Source organism: Terrabacter sp. 2RAF25 (genome assembly GCF_052115265.1).
Lineage (GTDB): Bacteria > Actinomycetota > Actinomycetes > Actinomycetales > Dermatophilaceae > Terrabacter.
This window is the reverse complement of the sequence record NZ_JBFRGJ010000003.1, coordinates 326877-339731: the sequence shown is the minus strand read 5'-3', so window position 1 is coordinate 339731 and position 12855 is coordinate 326877. Positions and strand designations below refer to the sequence as shown.

Here is a 12855-nt window from a genome sequence, read left to right as displayed (position 1 = left end):
GCGTGGTCGAGACCGTCGTGGACGACCACGGCCCCGGGAGCGTGTGGCCGCTGCACGGCATACGGCTGGGCACCGCAGAGCTCGACCTTCGGGTCATGACCGAGGCCGACCTGCCGGTGCTGGCGCAGGTCATGCCGGCCGACCTCGAGCTCAACCCGCACGCCACCCGGTATGCCGGTCTCGACGAGCGGGCCAATCGGCGTGCTGTCCTGGCGCAGGGCTACTGGCGCGCGCTCGGCATGTGGTCGCCCGACGACTGGGCGCTGCCGTTCGTGGCGCGTGGCGGCGGCGACGTCGTGGGCGTGCAGTGGCTGGAGGGTCCCGACTGGAGGTCCGAGCGCACCGTCGACTCGTCGTCGTGGCTCGTCGGCCCCGCGCGGGGCAGGGGGCTCGGCAAGCAGATGAGGGCCGCGGTGCTGGCCCTCGCGTTCGGGCACCTCGGCGCCGTTGCCGCGATCAGCTCAGCCGTCGTCGGCAACGGTGGATCGCTCGGGGTGTCGCGGGCCCTGGGCTACCGAGACACGCACCGCTCGGTCCTCGAGCACTCGGGCGAGACCCTCCAGCACGTCCGGCTCGAGGCGGCGACGTGGACCGCGTCAGGGCTCGCCCACGACGTCGTCGTCGACGGCGTCGCCACCGCGCTGCCCCTGTTCGGACTGGGGGAGGGGGCGTCGTGAGCGCGACGAGGCTGGACGCCGCCCTCGACGGTGTCAGGGCGGTGCTGCTCGACGTCGACGACACCATCGTCGACACCAGGGATGCGATGGTCGTGGCCGGCACGGAGGCCGCGGCCGCGATCTGGCCGCAGCGCGCCGGTGACCACCGGGCCATGGCCCAGCGCTACTACGACGACCCCGAACGGTGGTTCCCCCGCTACGCCTCCGGCGACGTCGCGTTCGACGCCATGCGCGCCGGCCGGCTCGCCGAGGTCGCGGCAGCCTTCGGGCTCGACGTCCCGCCAGACGCGCACCGCTCGTTCGAGGACGCCTACGCCCCTGCCTTCCGCAGCGCACAGCGGCTCTTCCCCGATGTGCCCGAGCTGCTCGACGCGACCCACCGCCTCGGCCTGCCCGTCGCGCTGCTCACCAACTCCGCCCTCGCGCCCACCCGGGTCAAGCTGGAGGCCCTCGACCTCGTGCAGCGTTTCGACGTGGTCGTCACGACCGACACCCTCGGCTTCGGCAAACCCGACCCCCGTGTCTACGTCGAGGCGTGTCGCCTGATGGCGGTCGACCCGGCGCGCGTCGTCTGCGTGGGCGACAGCCTCGAGTGGGACGTCCTCGGTGCCGAGGCGGCGGGGCTGCGTGCGGTCTGGCTCGACCGGGCGGCCCGCGGCACCACCGAGCAGGTGGCCTCGGTGGTGGGTCTCGACGAGCTCACGGCCGCCCTCGACCGTCGATTTGGGCCACCGGTCACGGACCGGTAGTATTCCCATTCGGTTCACCCCGTACCGGCCGCGAGGCAGGCTCGGAGTGAAACCCCTTGGGGTATGGTGTAATTGGCAACACTACGGTTTCTGGTTCCGTCATTCTAGGTTCGAGTCCTGGTACCCCAGCTCTGGCTCACGGCAACGTGAGCCGATTCGGAGAAATCCAAACCTCACGGTAAGGTTTCTTCTCGTGCCGAGCTCGCTCGGCACCGCTCACGGCCCCGTTGTGTAGCGGCCTAGCACGCCGCCCTCTCAAGGCGGTAGCGCGGGTTCGAATCCCGTCGGGGCTACGTGATGCTCGAGAGAGCGACAAGAAGGCCCCGGTCCACACGGACCGGGGTCTTCTGCGTTTCAGGGCTGACCGGTGGGGCCGGAGCCGAAGCGCGCTGCGCTCACGTCCTCCTGTGCGACCCGACGAAGGGCCAGCAGCACCGGGTCGGTGAGCACGTTCCCGACGATCGCGTAGCGCAGCGCCTCTCCCGCCGACACCTCGCCGAGCTCCGCGACGACGTCGGTCTGGGCCACCTCGCGCATTGCGCCGAGCCACACCGAGAGGGTCGTCGGTTCGATGGTCCACCCTCCGTCCGCCGCGGAGGTCAGAGCGTGGGCGAGCTGCAGGCTCGCGGGAGAGTGGTCGCACTCGGGCAGCCCCAGGGCCGCCACCTGGGCCAGGGCGTCGGGGGCCGGCGTGGACGTCGGCGGATGTGGCCGCAGGGCTTCGTGGGCCGCGCCCAGCAGCTCGTGCCGGCCGGCTGGAGGGGCATCGATGGCTCGCACCACCTCGCGGACCCGCTCGATCGACAGCCGCCCGACGTCCACCAGCGTGCGCACGAGGCGGACGCGCTCGAGGTGGGAGTCGTCGTAGACCGCCCGGGTGGCGCCCTGCAGCTCGCCGGCGTGCAGCAGCCCCTCGCGCAGGTAGTACTTGAGTGTGGGGATGGTGACGCCACTGCGTTCCGACAGCTCCGAGATGCGCACGGAAGAACCTCCTTGACTTTGGATAGTATGACTCTCCAAACTTGGATAGTGCCACTATCCGAAAGGCGAGTCATGACCGGCTTCGCGCACTCCACCCACACCCACGACGGCGACCTCGCGGTCTTCCTCATCGGCATGCGCGTCAACCAGCCCTGGCGGCCAGACCTGTGGCTGCCGGTGTTCGGCGCCATGCCGGGCATGATCGCCGAGCTGTATGCCGCCAAGGCCGCCGCAGCCCGGGGCGACGGACCCGACCTCGGCTTCCTCGAGGCCCGCACCCTCGTCGGGGCGCGAGGGCCCACCGTCGTGCAGTACTGGCGCGACGTCGAGTCGGTCTACGCGTACGCCAACGACCCTGACCGCCTGCACCGCCCGGCCTGGACAGCGTTCTACCGGCGCAGTCGCCGGGCGACCGGCGCCGTGGGCATCTGGCACGAGACGTATGCCGTCCCCTCGGGCGCGCACGAGAGCCTCTACGTCGCGATGCCGCCCACGGGGCTGGGCAAGGCGTTCGGCACGACCGGAGAGAGGTCCCGGCGCCGGCACGCCAGGCTCGCCAATCGGGCGGCAGCGGGCTAGGTCAGCCCAGCTCGCGCAGCCCGGGCAGCACGTCCGCCGAGAACTGCTCGAGGAAGCGGCCCTGGTCGTGGCCGGGCGCGTGGAAGACGACGTGGTCGAAGCCCCAGTCGACGTACTGCCGCACCGCGTCGACGGCCTCCTGGGGGTCGCTCGTGACGATCCAGCGCTTGGCGATCTGCTCGTCCGACAGCTCGTCGGCGAGACGCTCCATCTCGACCGGGTCGTCGACGCCGTGCTTCTGCTCGGCGCTGAGCGACAGCGGTGCCCAGAACCGGACGTTGTGCAGCGCCTGGTCGGGGTCGCGGTCGTAGGACAGCTTGATCTCGATCATCTTGTCGATGTCATCGCGCGTGCGGCCCGACTTCGCGAGCCCCTCGTCGACAGCAGGGAGGAGCTTGTCCTCGTAGAGCTCACGACCCTTGCCGGACGTGCAGATGAACCCGTCGCCCGACCGGCCGGCATACCTCGCGACGAGGGGGCCGCCCGCGGCCACGTAGACGGGAATCGGCTGGTCGGGGCGGTCGTACACGGTGGCCGCGTGGGTGCGGTAGTAGTCGCCCTCGAACTCGACGCGTTCCTCGGTCCAGAGCCGGCGCATCAGGGTCACGGCCTCGCGCAGGCGGGCGAAGCGCTCCTTGAACTCGGGCCACGGGGAGCCGGCCGCGCCGACCGCGACCTCGTTGAGCGCCTCACCGGTGCCGATGCCGAGGACGATGCGCCCGGGGTTGAGCGCGCCGAGCGTGCCGAACGCCTGGGCCACGACCGCCGGGTTGTAGCGGAACGTCGGGGTCATCACCGACGTGCCGAGCTGGATGCGCTCGGTGCGCTCACCGGCGGCCGCGAGCCACGACATGGCGAACGGCGCGTGCCCGTCCTGGTGGCGCCAGGGCTGGAAGTGGTCGGAGATGAAGACCGAGTCGAGTCCGACCTCCTCGGCCCGGGCGGCATACGTGACGAGGTCACGCGGTCCGAACTGTTCCGCTGACGCCTTCCAACCAACCTTGAGCACGCTGACTCCTCTGGGCCTGGGGGAGTGGACCTCGCCAGCCTACGGCCGCGTGCTCCCAGGTCGGTGAGCAGCTCGTGACGGTCGCGACCGGTGCGTCACCAGTGCACGACGACCTTGTCGCCGATCCGCACCTCGCTGTACAGCTGGACCAGCAGCGGCTTGTTGCGCACGTTGACGCAGCCGTGGGAGGCGCCCGCGTAGCCGAGGCGCGCGAAGTTCGAGGAGTAGTGCACGGCCTGGCCGCCGGAGAAGAACATCGAGTACGGCATCGGCGTGTGGTAGAGGTTCGAGATGACGTCGACCTTCTTCTTGTAGACCGAGAAGACGCCCTCGCGGGTGGGCAGCTCGTCGCTGCCGAAGCGCACGTCGAAGCCGTACTGCGGCACGCCGTCGACGACCCAGGTCAGGCGGCGCGTCGTCTTGCTGACGCACATGACGCGACCGGTCATGCAGCGCTCGTCGAGGTCGGACGCGGTGGTGTCGGCCTTCGGCTCGGCCGGCTTCGGCTTCACGTTGGCCAGCTCGTCGGTGGTCGGCCGGCGGGTCATCGACACGAGCTTGTCCCACGTGCGCTCGTCTAGGTCTCCGGTCGCGTCGAAGCCGCGCTTGGCCTGGAAGCCGCGCACGGCCTCGGTGGTCTTCTGGCCGTAGCGGTCGCTGACGTCGCCGGCGAACCAGCCGACCTGGCGCAGGCGGGCCTGGAGCGAGCGCACCTTCGATCCGCTGTCGCCCGCCCTGAGGATGACGACGGGGGCGGGCTCGGGCTTCGGCGCCAGCTCGGGTGCCGGCTTCGATGCGGGCTGTGGCGCAGGCTTCGGCGCCTCGGTGGTCGGTTCGGTCGAGGGCGTGGAGCTCGGGGTGGCGACCGCCGTCTGTGTCGCGGTGTCGGCAGGGGCCGACGCGGGTGTCTCGTCGGGCGCCGAGGGCGTCGAGAGGGGCGAGCCCACGGTCTGGCCGACGTTGGTCGCTGCGGCCTCGGGCGCCGAGGTGGGAGTGCAGGCGGCGGTGCCGGCCATCAGCGCCAGGGCGCCGGTCAGCACCAGGGCTCGGCGCAGAGCGCCGGTCGAACGGACCGTTGAGTTGGCTGCCTGCATCGTGACCCCTTGTCCAGCATGCTTCGACATGCGACCTGCAGTGCGTCCTTGCACTGCACTGAGGGTGACGCGACCACCCCCTGAAAGGTTGTCCGACAAGGGACCGTGCAACAGATCGTGACCGATCTGTTGCGCAATGCGCGTCTGGCTGCCACCACGGCCCACGGGCGGTGGCGGTCGTTCTCCTGCTCAGGCGTTCTGTTGCTGCTGTTGCTGCTGTTGCATCGCGTGGTGGCGGCGTAGCACCTCGGTGAGCTTGTTGGCCCCTGCAACGACGGTGGCCGCGTGCAGCCGACCGGGCTGGCGCGAGAGCCGCTCGATGGGGCCCGAGATCGAGACCGCGGCGACGACGCGACCCGACGGCCCTCGTACGGGGGCGGACACCGAGGCGACGCCCGCCTCGCGTTCGGCCACGCTCTGCGCCCAGCCGCGGCGGCGCACGCCCGAGAGCGCCGTGGCCGTGAAGGCGGCGCCCTGCAACCCACGGTGGAGGCGGTCGGGCTCCTCCCAGGCCAGCAGCACCTGGGCCGCCGAGCCGGCCAGCATCGACAGGGTCGCCCCGACGGGGATCGAGTCGCGCAGGCCGACGGGCCGCTCGGCAGCGGCCACACAGATGCGCTGGTCGCCCTGGCGGCGGAAGAGCTGCGCGCTCTCGTTCGTGTGGTCGCGCAGCGCGCCGAGCACCGGGCCGGCCGCAGCGAGGAGGCGGTCCTCGCCCGCTGCCGAGGCGAGCTCGCCGAGTCGCGGGCCCAGCACGAAGCGGCCCTGCATGTCGCGTGAGACGAGACGGTGGTGCTCGAGCGCCACGGCCAGCCGGTGGGCCGTGGGACGTGCGAGTCCGGTGGCTCCGACGAGCTGGGCGAGGGTGGCAGGGCCCGCCTCGAGGGCGCCGAGCACCGTGGCGGCCTTGTCGAGAACACCGACCCCTGAAGAGTTGTCCATGCACTGATATTGACGTCTCAGGCACTGAGACGTCAATCCGTAGGACCCATAAAAGGTTCAGTCTTGCCGAAGAGCGATGTCGCGACCAGGTCCTCGATGGCGCGCGCGCTCGGGACCAGCAGTCGTCGTCGCGAAGGGAGTCAGAGGCAGTCATGGCAGGCACACTGGCCGAGAAGGTCTGGGATGCACACGTCGTCCGTCGCGCCGAGGGGGAGCCCGACCTCCTCTACATCGACCTCCACCTGCTCCACGAGGTCACCAGCCCCCAGGCCTTCGACGGCCTCCGGCTGGCCGGCCGACCCGTGCGCAGGCCGGATCTCACGCTCGCCACCGAGGACCACAACGTCCCCACGACGCCGGGCCCGATCACCGATCCCGTCTCGAAGGTCCAGGTCGAGACCCTGCGCCGCAACTGCGACGAGTTCGGGGTGCGCCTCTATCCCATGGGAGACGCCGACCAGGGCATCGTCCACGTGGTCGGCCCGCAGCTGGGACTGACGCAGCCGGGCATGACGGTCGTGTGCGGCGACAGCCACACCTCGACCCACGGCGCCTTCGGGGCGCTCGCCTTCGGCATCGGCACCTCCGAGGTCGAGCATGTGCTCGCCACCCAGACGCTGCCGCTCAAGCCGTTCCGGACTCTCGCCGTCAACGTGCGGGGTGCCCTTCCCGACACCGTCACGGCCAAGGACATCGTGCTGGCCGTCATCGCGAAGATCGGCACGGGCGGTGGCCAGGGCTACGTCATCGAGTACCGCGGTGAGGCCATCGAGGCCCTGTCGATGGAGGCCCGGATGACGGTGTGCAACATGTCCATCGAAGCCGGTGCTCGTGCCGGCATGATCGCACCCGACCAGACGACCTTCGACTACCTCCAGGGTCGCCCGCACGCCCCGACCGGTGCCGACTGGGACGCGGCGGTCGCCGAGTGGACGGCCCTGCGCACCGACGACGACGCCGTCTTCGACGCCGAGGTCGACCTCGACGCGGCCGAGCTGACGCCCTTCGTCACGTGGGGCACCAACCCCGGCCAGGGCCTGCCCCTCTCCGAGTCGGTGCCCGACCCCGAGTCCTTCGCCGACGAGAGCGACCGCGTCGCCGCGGCGAACGCGCTGGCCTACATGGGCCTCGAGCCCGGCACGCCGCTGCGAGACATCAAGGTCGACACCGTCTTCGTCGGCTCGTGCACGAACGGCCGCATCGAGGACCTCCGCGCCGCCGCGGCCGTGGTCCAGGGCCACCGGGTCGCCGACGGCGTCCGCATGCTCGTCGTGCCCGGCTCGGCCAAGGTGCGCCTGCAGGCCGAGTCCGAGGGCCTCGACAAGGTCTTCACCGCCGCGGGAGCCGAGTGGCGACTGCCGGGGTGCTCGATGTGCCTCGGCATGAACCCGGACACGCTCGCCCCCGGCGAGCGCAGCGCCTCGACGTCCAACCGCAACTTCGAGGGCCGGCAGGGCAAGGGTGGTCGCACGCACCTCGTGAGCCCACTCGTGGCGGCGGCGACCGCCGTGCTCGGCACGCTCTCGAGCCCGGCCGACCTGCAGAGCACGAGCGGCGAGAACGCCCCGCTCGCGTCCGCGACGACCGGAGAGGCCTGAGCCATGGAGAAGTTCGAGACCCACACTGGCGTCGGTGTGCCGCTGCGCCGCAGCAACGTCGACACCGACCAGATCATCCCGGCCGAGTACCTCAAGCGCGTGACGCGCACCGGCTTCGAGGACGGCCTCTTCGCGGCCTGGCGCAAGGACGAGTCGTTCGTTCTCAACAACCCTGTGTATGCCGGCGGTTCGGTGCTCGTCGCAGGTCCCGACTTCGGCACGGGGTCGAGCCGCGAGCACGCGGTCTGGGCGCTGATGAACTACGGCTTCCGGGTCGTCATCAGCTCCCGGTTCGCCGACATCTTCCGTGGCAACAGCGGCAAGCAGGGACTGCTCACGGCCGTCGTCGCGCAGGACGACGTCGAGCTCATCTGGAAGTACCTCGAGAACAACCCCGGCGCCGAGATCACGGTCGACCTCGTGGGCCGCACCGTCCGCGCCGGCGAGATCGTGGCGCCCTTCGACATCGACGACTACACCCGCTGGCGGCTCCTCGAAGGGCTCGACGACATCGGGCTGACCCTGCGACACGAAGATCTCGTCACCGATTTCGAGTCACGACGACCCAGCCACAAGCCGGTGACCACGCCGGCCTGAACCGGGCCTGTGTGGGCTGTCGCTGCGAGCGGCTGAGGAGACGGATTCCGTTGCGATGCAGCGGAATCCGTCTTTTCTTGTGCCACCCGGGCGGCACCCCAGGAGGGGGTGGCTTGGCCCTCGGACGGCCGCAGAAGGCGTCAAACTCCTTGCGACACAACGAAAAACCCACCATTTGGTGATGGACGCGGCCCGTCGAGTCGTCCTAACGTCAGGAGGTAGCCGGACCTGTTCCGGACGCAAATCGTCGGGTCGCCTGACACCGACAGTCCTCTGGAGGGGAAGACGTGAACAAGGCAGAACTGATCGACGCGCTCGAGACGAAGCTCGGCAGCAAGAAGGTCGCCTCCGACGCCCTCGAGGCCTTCCTCGACGTCGTCATCCGCGAGGTGGCCAAGGGTGGCAAGGTCGGCATCACCGGCTTCGGCACCTTCGAGCGGGCCGACCGGGCCGCCCGCACCGGCCGTAACCCCAAGACCGGGGCGACGGTGCGCATCAAGAAGACCCGCGTCCCCAAGTTCCGGTCGGGCACGAACTTCAAGGAGGTCGTCTCGGGCAGCAAGAAGCTCTCGAAGACCGAGTCGGCCGCCACCCGTGCCTCTGCCGGGTCGTCCGCTGCTGCTGCTCCGGCGAAGACCGCGGCCAAGAAGACGACCACGCGGAAGGCGGCGACCAAGGCCGCACCGGCCAAGGCAGCCGCGAAGCGGACGACGACGAAGGCCGCCGCGACCAAGGCGGCTCCGGCGAAACGCGCCACCGCCGCCGCCACCAAGGCCGCCACTGCGACGAAGGCGGCCACGGCGAAGACGACCGCCCGCAAGACGGCCACCAAGGCCGCACCGGCAAAGGCTGCGGCCAGGACGACGACGACGAAGGCTGCCGCGACGAAGGCCGCCCCGGCCAAGCGCGCAACGGCCACGAAGGCCGCCACCACGAAGGCGACCGCGAAGACGACCACGCGCAAGGTCGCGACCAAGGCGGCTCCCGCCAAGGCGGCCGCCAAGAAGGCGACGACGACGAAGGCCGCGTCCGCCCGCAAGACGACGGCTCGCAAGACCGCCTCCAGGTGATCGCTTCGGCCGTCGACACGCCCTGACGGCCACTCGAGGCGACGGCGTGGGCCCGACCGGTCACCGGTCGGGCCCACGCGCTTTCCCAGCGAGATCGCGTCCCAGCGGGTCCGCCTCCGCGAGAGGGCGGGTCAGCGGATCGGCTGCCCCGCTCCGACGCCGACGATGCGCATCGCGACGACGACGTCGTCGACCACGTCGACCGTGAGGCGCTGGCCGGTGCGCAGCAGTCGCAGCCCGCTCGCCTCGAAGGCCGGTGCCTCGAACGAGAGCTGCACGCCGTCGTCGCGCAGCACGCTGCCGGTGTGGGTGTCGGGGTCGAAGCGGTGGACGGTCGCCTGCATGCTCCTGATCCAACCAGACGCGCGGTCCTCCAGGACTGCTCGCGTTGCGGGCCCGAGGCCGAGGCGGCGCGCCTGCGCCAGGCTGCGCGCGTCGTCGACGTCGGTGCGCAGCCGGGGCAGCGGCAGGTCGAGGCGAACGGCGCCGTCGGCGGCATGACGGGAAGCGCTGTCGGCTCCGAAACGCGGTGTGAAGGCACGACCGCAGCGCAGGACCGTGCCGGAGCCTTCGTCGTCGGGGACGAACGACTCGCCCTCGTGGGCGGCGCGCTCGAGGGCGATGCGCAGGGACACTGCGTCGAGGGCCGGGAGGTCGCCGAGCAGGACCGCCACCCGGGACGCCGTGCCGGCCTGCCGCATACCCGCGGAGACGGCGTCGTTGAGGCCGCGGCCGGGGTCGTCGACGACGTCGACGCCCTTGGCCTGCCACGCGAGGGCCAACGGCTCGTCGCCGGTGACGAGCACGACCTGACGTGCGCCCACCGCCTCGACGGTGGCCGATAGGGTGTCGTGGGCGATCGCACCGCTCAGGGCTGCCCGATCGGAGCCCACTGCGCGTGCCAGGCGGGACTTCCCGTGGCGGGTGTCCTTGACCGGGACGACCAGGACCCAGTCGCCGGGCGACACGGAGGGCAGGGCGGACTCGGGGCGCGCGTTCGGGGAGGTCGACATGCTGGCGATATCGTCCCACTCGCCGTCGCGCTGCTCGACACCGTGCCGTGAGGTGGACAAGATGAAGCCCTGCCACGTCGACCGGCGTGCGCACGACGAGGAGGACGTGACAACGTGACTGCCGGCGCACGCAAGAGGCGGCTGCCCTGGGCCTACCGCCTCGTGGCACTCCTGCTCCGGCCGCTGCTCATGGGCCTGACGAAGCGCGACTGGAAGGGCCTCGAGAACCTTCCTGCCGAAGGCGGATTCGTCGTCTCGCCCAACCACATCTCGTATGCCGACCCGCTCGTCTTCGCGCACTTCATGTACGACAGCGGACGCGAGGCGTACTTCCTCGGCAAGGACAGCCTCTTCACCATCCCCGTCGTGGGCTGGCTGCTGAAGCAGAGCGGCCAGATCCCCGTCTACCGCAACTCGGTCGCCGCGGCCGGCGCCTACCGGTCGGCCGTCGAGGGCGTGCGTGCGGGCAAGCCGCTCGGCATCTTCCCCGAGGGCACGATCACCCGCGACCCGGACCTCTGGCCGATGCGGGGCAAGACGGGCGCCGCCCGGGTGGCCCTGGAGACCCGCTGCCCGCTGATCCCTGTGGCGCAGTGGGGCGCCCAGGAGATCCTGTCGCCCTACGGCCACCGCCCCTCGCTGTTCCCCCGCAAGACGATGCACATGTATGCCGGTCCGCCCGTCGACCTGACCGACCTCTACGACCGCCCCATCGACACGAAGGTTCTGCGCGAGGCCACCGACCGCCTCATGGACCGCATCACGGGGCTGCTCGAGGAGATCCGCGGGGAGCAGCGGCCGCAGGAGCGCTTCGACCCGCGCCAGCACGGCGTGCCAGAGATCGGCGACCCGATGAAGCACCACGAGATCGGCCGCCACGACAGGCGTGGCCGTGACCGGCGTGACCGGCGTGACCGCCGCGACGGTGACGGGGCGACGCCGTGACGGCGACCCGCGTCGCCGTCATGGGCAGCGGCAACTGGGGCACCGCCTTCGGGGCGATCCTCGCCGACGCCGGTTGTGACGTGCAGATGTGGGCGCGTCGTGCCGAGGTGGCCGACACCATCAACGCCGGTCGCAACGAGGCCTACCTGCCCGAGCTCGCGCTGCCGGCCTCCGTCCGCGCGACCACCGACCCGGGCGAGGCGCTCGACCACGCCGACGTCGTCGTGCTGGCCGTCCCGTCGCAGACGTTGCGCGCCAACCTCGGGGACTGGGGCGCGTCCATCCCCTCCAGCGCTCCCGTGGTCTCCCTCATGAAGGGCGTCGAGCTCGGCACGACGATGCGGATGAGCCAGGTCATCGCCGAGGCTGCCGGCGTCGAGCAGGGACGCATCGTCGTGGTGTCCGGGCCCAACCTGGCACCTGAGATCGCGCGACGGCAGCCAGCGGCGGGCGTCGTCGCCTGCACCGACATGGAGGCCGCCGAACGCGTGGCGAGCGCCTGCGCCACGCCGTACTTCCGGCCCTACACCGACACCGACGTCATCGGCGCCGAGGTGTGCGGGGCGACGAAGAACGTCGTCGCCCTCGCCTCCGGGATGGCCGAGGGCATGGGCTTCGGCGACAACACCAAGGCCACGATCATCACGCGCGGACTCGCCGAGACGACTCGCCTCGGGCTCGCACTCGGCGCGCACCCGCAGACCTTCATGGGGCTCGCCGGTGTCGGCGACCTCATCGCGACGTGCATGTCGCCGTTGTCGCGCAACCACTCCTTCGGCGTCCGGCTCGGACGCGGCATGACCGTCGACGAGGCGACCGCCGAGCTGCGCACGACCACCGAGGGCGTCAAGTCCTGCCAGTCGATCCTGACCCTGGCCCAGCAGCACGACGTCGTCATGCCGATCTGCGAGCAGGTCGTCGCCGTGATCCGTGACGGCCACTCGGCGAGCGAGGTCGGGCCGCGCCTGATGTCGCGCGACCTCAAGGCCGAGAAGCACTGACGCGGGCTCGGGCCGCGTCCCGCGCGACACAGCAAGGTCGCTCGTCAGCCTCTCTGTGAGCACGACGGGCTTCGTGGCCGCGCACTTCGTGTGTCGGCACGGACCGGGCTCACCTGACTACTGACGGCAACTTCGGCGGCGCGCTCAGCCGAGCAGCTGTCGTCGACGCGGCCTACGCCGACCTGGCGCGAGAGCAGTCCGACACTCTCAGCGACCCTCAGCGACCCTCAGCGACCCTCAGCTGGGCTGCCAGAGCTCGATGCGGGTGCCCTCGGGGTCGGTGACCCAGCCGAAGCGACCCACGCCGTCCATCTCCTGCGTCTCGTCGTCCACGGCGGCGCCCTTGGCCCGCAGCTGGGCGAGCATCGCGTCGAGGTCGCGCACGCGGAAGTTCAGCATGGTCTGCTGCTGACGGGACCCGAAGTAGTCGGTGTCGGCCTCGAACGCCGCGAACACGGTTGGTCCGGGCTCCGGCTCCCACAGTCCGTGCGGGTCGGTCTCCAGCCCGAGGCAGTCGCGGTACCAGTCGTGAAGTGCGGTGGGGTCCGCGGCCCGCACGAAGTAGCCGCCGATGCCGAGCACACGTTCCATGCGCCCATC

At 71.0% G+C, this 12855-nt stretch carries 14 protein-coding genes and 2 tRNA genes; 10 read left to right on the top strand and 6 right to left on the bottom strand.

What is annotated here, in order from left to right; genetic code table 11:
- Positions 1 to 2 precede the first annotated feature (2 nt).
- The 4 genes from AB4091_RS10550 to AB4091_RS10535 all read left to right on the top strand — a co-directional run bounded on the left by AB4091_RS10550 (position 3) and on the right by AB4091_RS10535 (position 1719).
- Positions 3 to 677 carry a GNAT family N-acetyltransferase gene (locus AB4091_RS10550; protein ID WP_442291699.1) on the top strand — a complete coding sequence of 225 codons (675 nt, stop codon included), beginning with the start codon at positions 3 to 5 and terminating at the stop codon, positions 675 to 677.
- A complete protein-coding gene (locus AB4091_RS10545; protein ID WP_442291698.1) occupies positions 674 to 1426 on the top strand; it encodes an HAD family hydrolase in 753 nt (250 codons plus the stop codon). Before AB4091_RS10550 ends, AB4091_RS10545 begins: the two co-directional genes overlap by 4 nt.
- A gap of 57 nt (positions 1427 to 1483) precedes the next feature.
- Positions 1484 to 1555 (top strand) — tRNA-Gln (locus AB4091_RS10540).
- Positions 1556 to 1646: 91 nt separating this feature from the next.
- Positions 1647 to 1719: transfer RNA gene (locus tag AB4091_RS10535), tRNA-Glu, on the top strand.
- Positions 1720 to 1780: 61 nt separating this feature from the next.
- Here the strand turns inward: AB4091_RS10535 and AB4091_RS10530 are convergent.
- Positions 1781 to 2407, bottom strand: a complete 627-nt coding sequence (locus tag AB4091_RS10530; RefSeq protein ID WP_442291697.1) for a MerR family transcriptional regulator — start codon at positions 2405 to 2407, stop codon at positions 1781 to 1783.
- Positions 2408 to 2479: 72 nt separating this feature from the next.
- Between AB4091_RS10530 and AB4091_RS10525 the strand changes: the two genes are divergently transcribed.
- On the top strand, positions 2480 to 2986 hold the full coding sequence (locus tag AB4091_RS10525) for a DUF4188 domain-containing protein (protein WP_442291696.1): 507 nt from the start codon (positions 2480 to 2482) through the stop codon (positions 2984 to 2986).
- Position 2987: 1 nt separating this feature from the next.
- Here the strand turns inward: AB4091_RS10525 and fgd are convergent, their stop codons facing one another.
- The 3 genes from fgd to AB4091_RS10510 form a co-directional block, all read right to left on the bottom strand.
- Entirely contained in the window at positions 2988 to 3995 is a 1008-nt protein-coding gene (gene fgd, locus AB4091_RS10520) for a glucose-6-phosphate dehydrogenase (coenzyme-F420) (protein ID WP_442291695.1), read from the bottom strand.
- Between the two features lie 95 nt (positions 3996 to 4090).
- Positions 4091 to 5089: a peptidoglycan-binding protein gene (locus AB4091_RS10515; protein WP_442291694.1), complete on the bottom strand. Its 999-nt coding sequence runs from the start codon at positions 5087 to 5089 to the stop codon at positions 4091 to 4093.
- 189 nt (positions 5090 to 5278) lie between these two features.
- Positions 5279 to 6031 carry an IclR family transcriptional regulator gene (locus AB4091_RS10510; protein WP_045191628.1) on the bottom strand — a complete coding sequence of 251 codons (753 nt, stop codon included), beginning with the start codon at positions 6029 to 6031 and terminating at the stop codon, positions 5279 to 5281.
- Between the two features lie 152 nt (positions 6032 to 6183).
- Between AB4091_RS10510 and leuC the strand changes: the two genes are divergently transcribed.
- The 3 genes from leuC (at position 6184) to AB4091_RS10495 (ending at position 9296) form a co-directional block, all read left to right on the top strand.
- On the top strand, positions 6184 to 7629 hold the full coding sequence (gene leuC / locus AB4091_RS10505; RefSeq protein ID WP_442291693.1) for a 3-isopropylmalate dehydratase large subunit: 1446 nt from the start codon (positions 6184 to 6186) through the stop codon (positions 7627 to 7629).
- A 3-nt stretch (positions 7630 to 7632) separates the two neighbouring features.
- A complete protein-coding gene (gene leuD, locus AB4091_RS10500; protein WP_442291692.1) occupies positions 7633 to 8226 on the top strand; it encodes a 3-isopropylmalate dehydratase small subunit in 594 nt (197 codons plus the stop codon).
- Positions 8227 to 8513: 287 nt separating this feature from the next.
- Positions 8514 to 9296, top strand: coding sequence for an HU family DNA-binding protein (locus AB4091_RS10495; protein WP_442291691.1), 783 nt, complete (start codon positions 8514 to 8516; stop codon positions 9294 to 9296).
- Positions 9297 to 9427: 131 nt separating this feature from the next.
- Here AB4091_RS10495 and cofC read toward each other — a convergent pair whose 3' ends face one another.
- A complete protein-coding gene (cofC, locus tag AB4091_RS10490; RefSeq protein WP_442291690.1) occupies positions 9428 to 10309 on the bottom strand; it encodes a 2-phospho-L-lactate guanylyltransferase in 882 nt (293 codons plus the stop codon).
- A 114-nt stretch (positions 10310 to 10423) separates the two neighbouring features.
- On the opposite strand from cofC, the gene AB4091_RS10485 reads away from it, so the two are divergent.
- On the top strand, positions 10424 to 11254 hold the full coding sequence (locus AB4091_RS10485; RefSeq protein WP_442291689.1) for a lysophospholipid acyltransferase family protein: 831 nt from the start codon (positions 10424 to 10426) through the stop codon (positions 11252 to 11254).
- Positions 11251 to 12255 carry an NAD(P)H-dependent glycerol-3-phosphate dehydrogenase gene (locus AB4091_RS10480; protein ID WP_442291688.1) on the top strand — a complete coding sequence of 335 codons (1005 nt, stop codon included), beginning with the start codon at positions 11251 to 11253 and terminating at the stop codon, positions 12253 to 12255. Before AB4091_RS10485 ends, AB4091_RS10480 begins: the two co-directional genes overlap by 4 nt.
- 237 nt (positions 12256 to 12492) lie before the next feature.
- Here AB4091_RS10480 and AB4091_RS10475 read toward each other — a convergent pair whose 3' ends face one another.
- A complete protein-coding gene (locus AB4091_RS10475) occupies positions 12493 to 12846 on the bottom strand; it encodes a VOC family protein (RefSeq protein WP_442291687.1) in 354 nt (117 codons plus the stop codon).
- Positions 12847 to 12855: the final 9 nt, after the last annotated feature.

Coding starts and splice junctions, on each gene's coding strand:
- AB4091_RS10525 (WP_442291696.1), top strand. CDS start 2,480: ATGACCGGCTTCGCGCACTCCACCCACACCCACGACGGCGACCTCGCG.
- AB4091_RS10515 (WP_442291694.1), bottom strand. CDS start 5,089: ATGCAGGCAGCCAACTCAACGGTCCGTTCGACCGGCGCTCTGCGCCGA.
- AB4091_RS10510 (WP_045191628.1), bottom strand. CDS start 6,031: ATGGACAACTCTTCAGGGGTCGGTGTTCTCGACAAGGCCGCCACGGTG.
- leuC (WP_442291693.1), top strand. CDS start 6,184: ATGGCAGGCACACTGGCCGAGAAGGTCTGGGATGCACACGTCGTCCGT.
- leuD (WP_442291692.1), top strand. CDS start 7,633: ATGGAGAAGTTCGAGACCCACACTGGCGTCGGTGTGCCGCTGCGCCGC.
- cofC (WP_442291690.1), bottom strand. CDS start 10,309: ATGTCGACCTCCCCGAACGCGCGCCCCGAGTCCGCCCTGCCCTCCGTG.
- AB4091_RS10475 (WP_442291687.1), bottom strand. CDS start 12,846: ATGGAACGTGTGCTCGGCATCGGCGGCTACTTCGTGCGGGCCGCGGAC.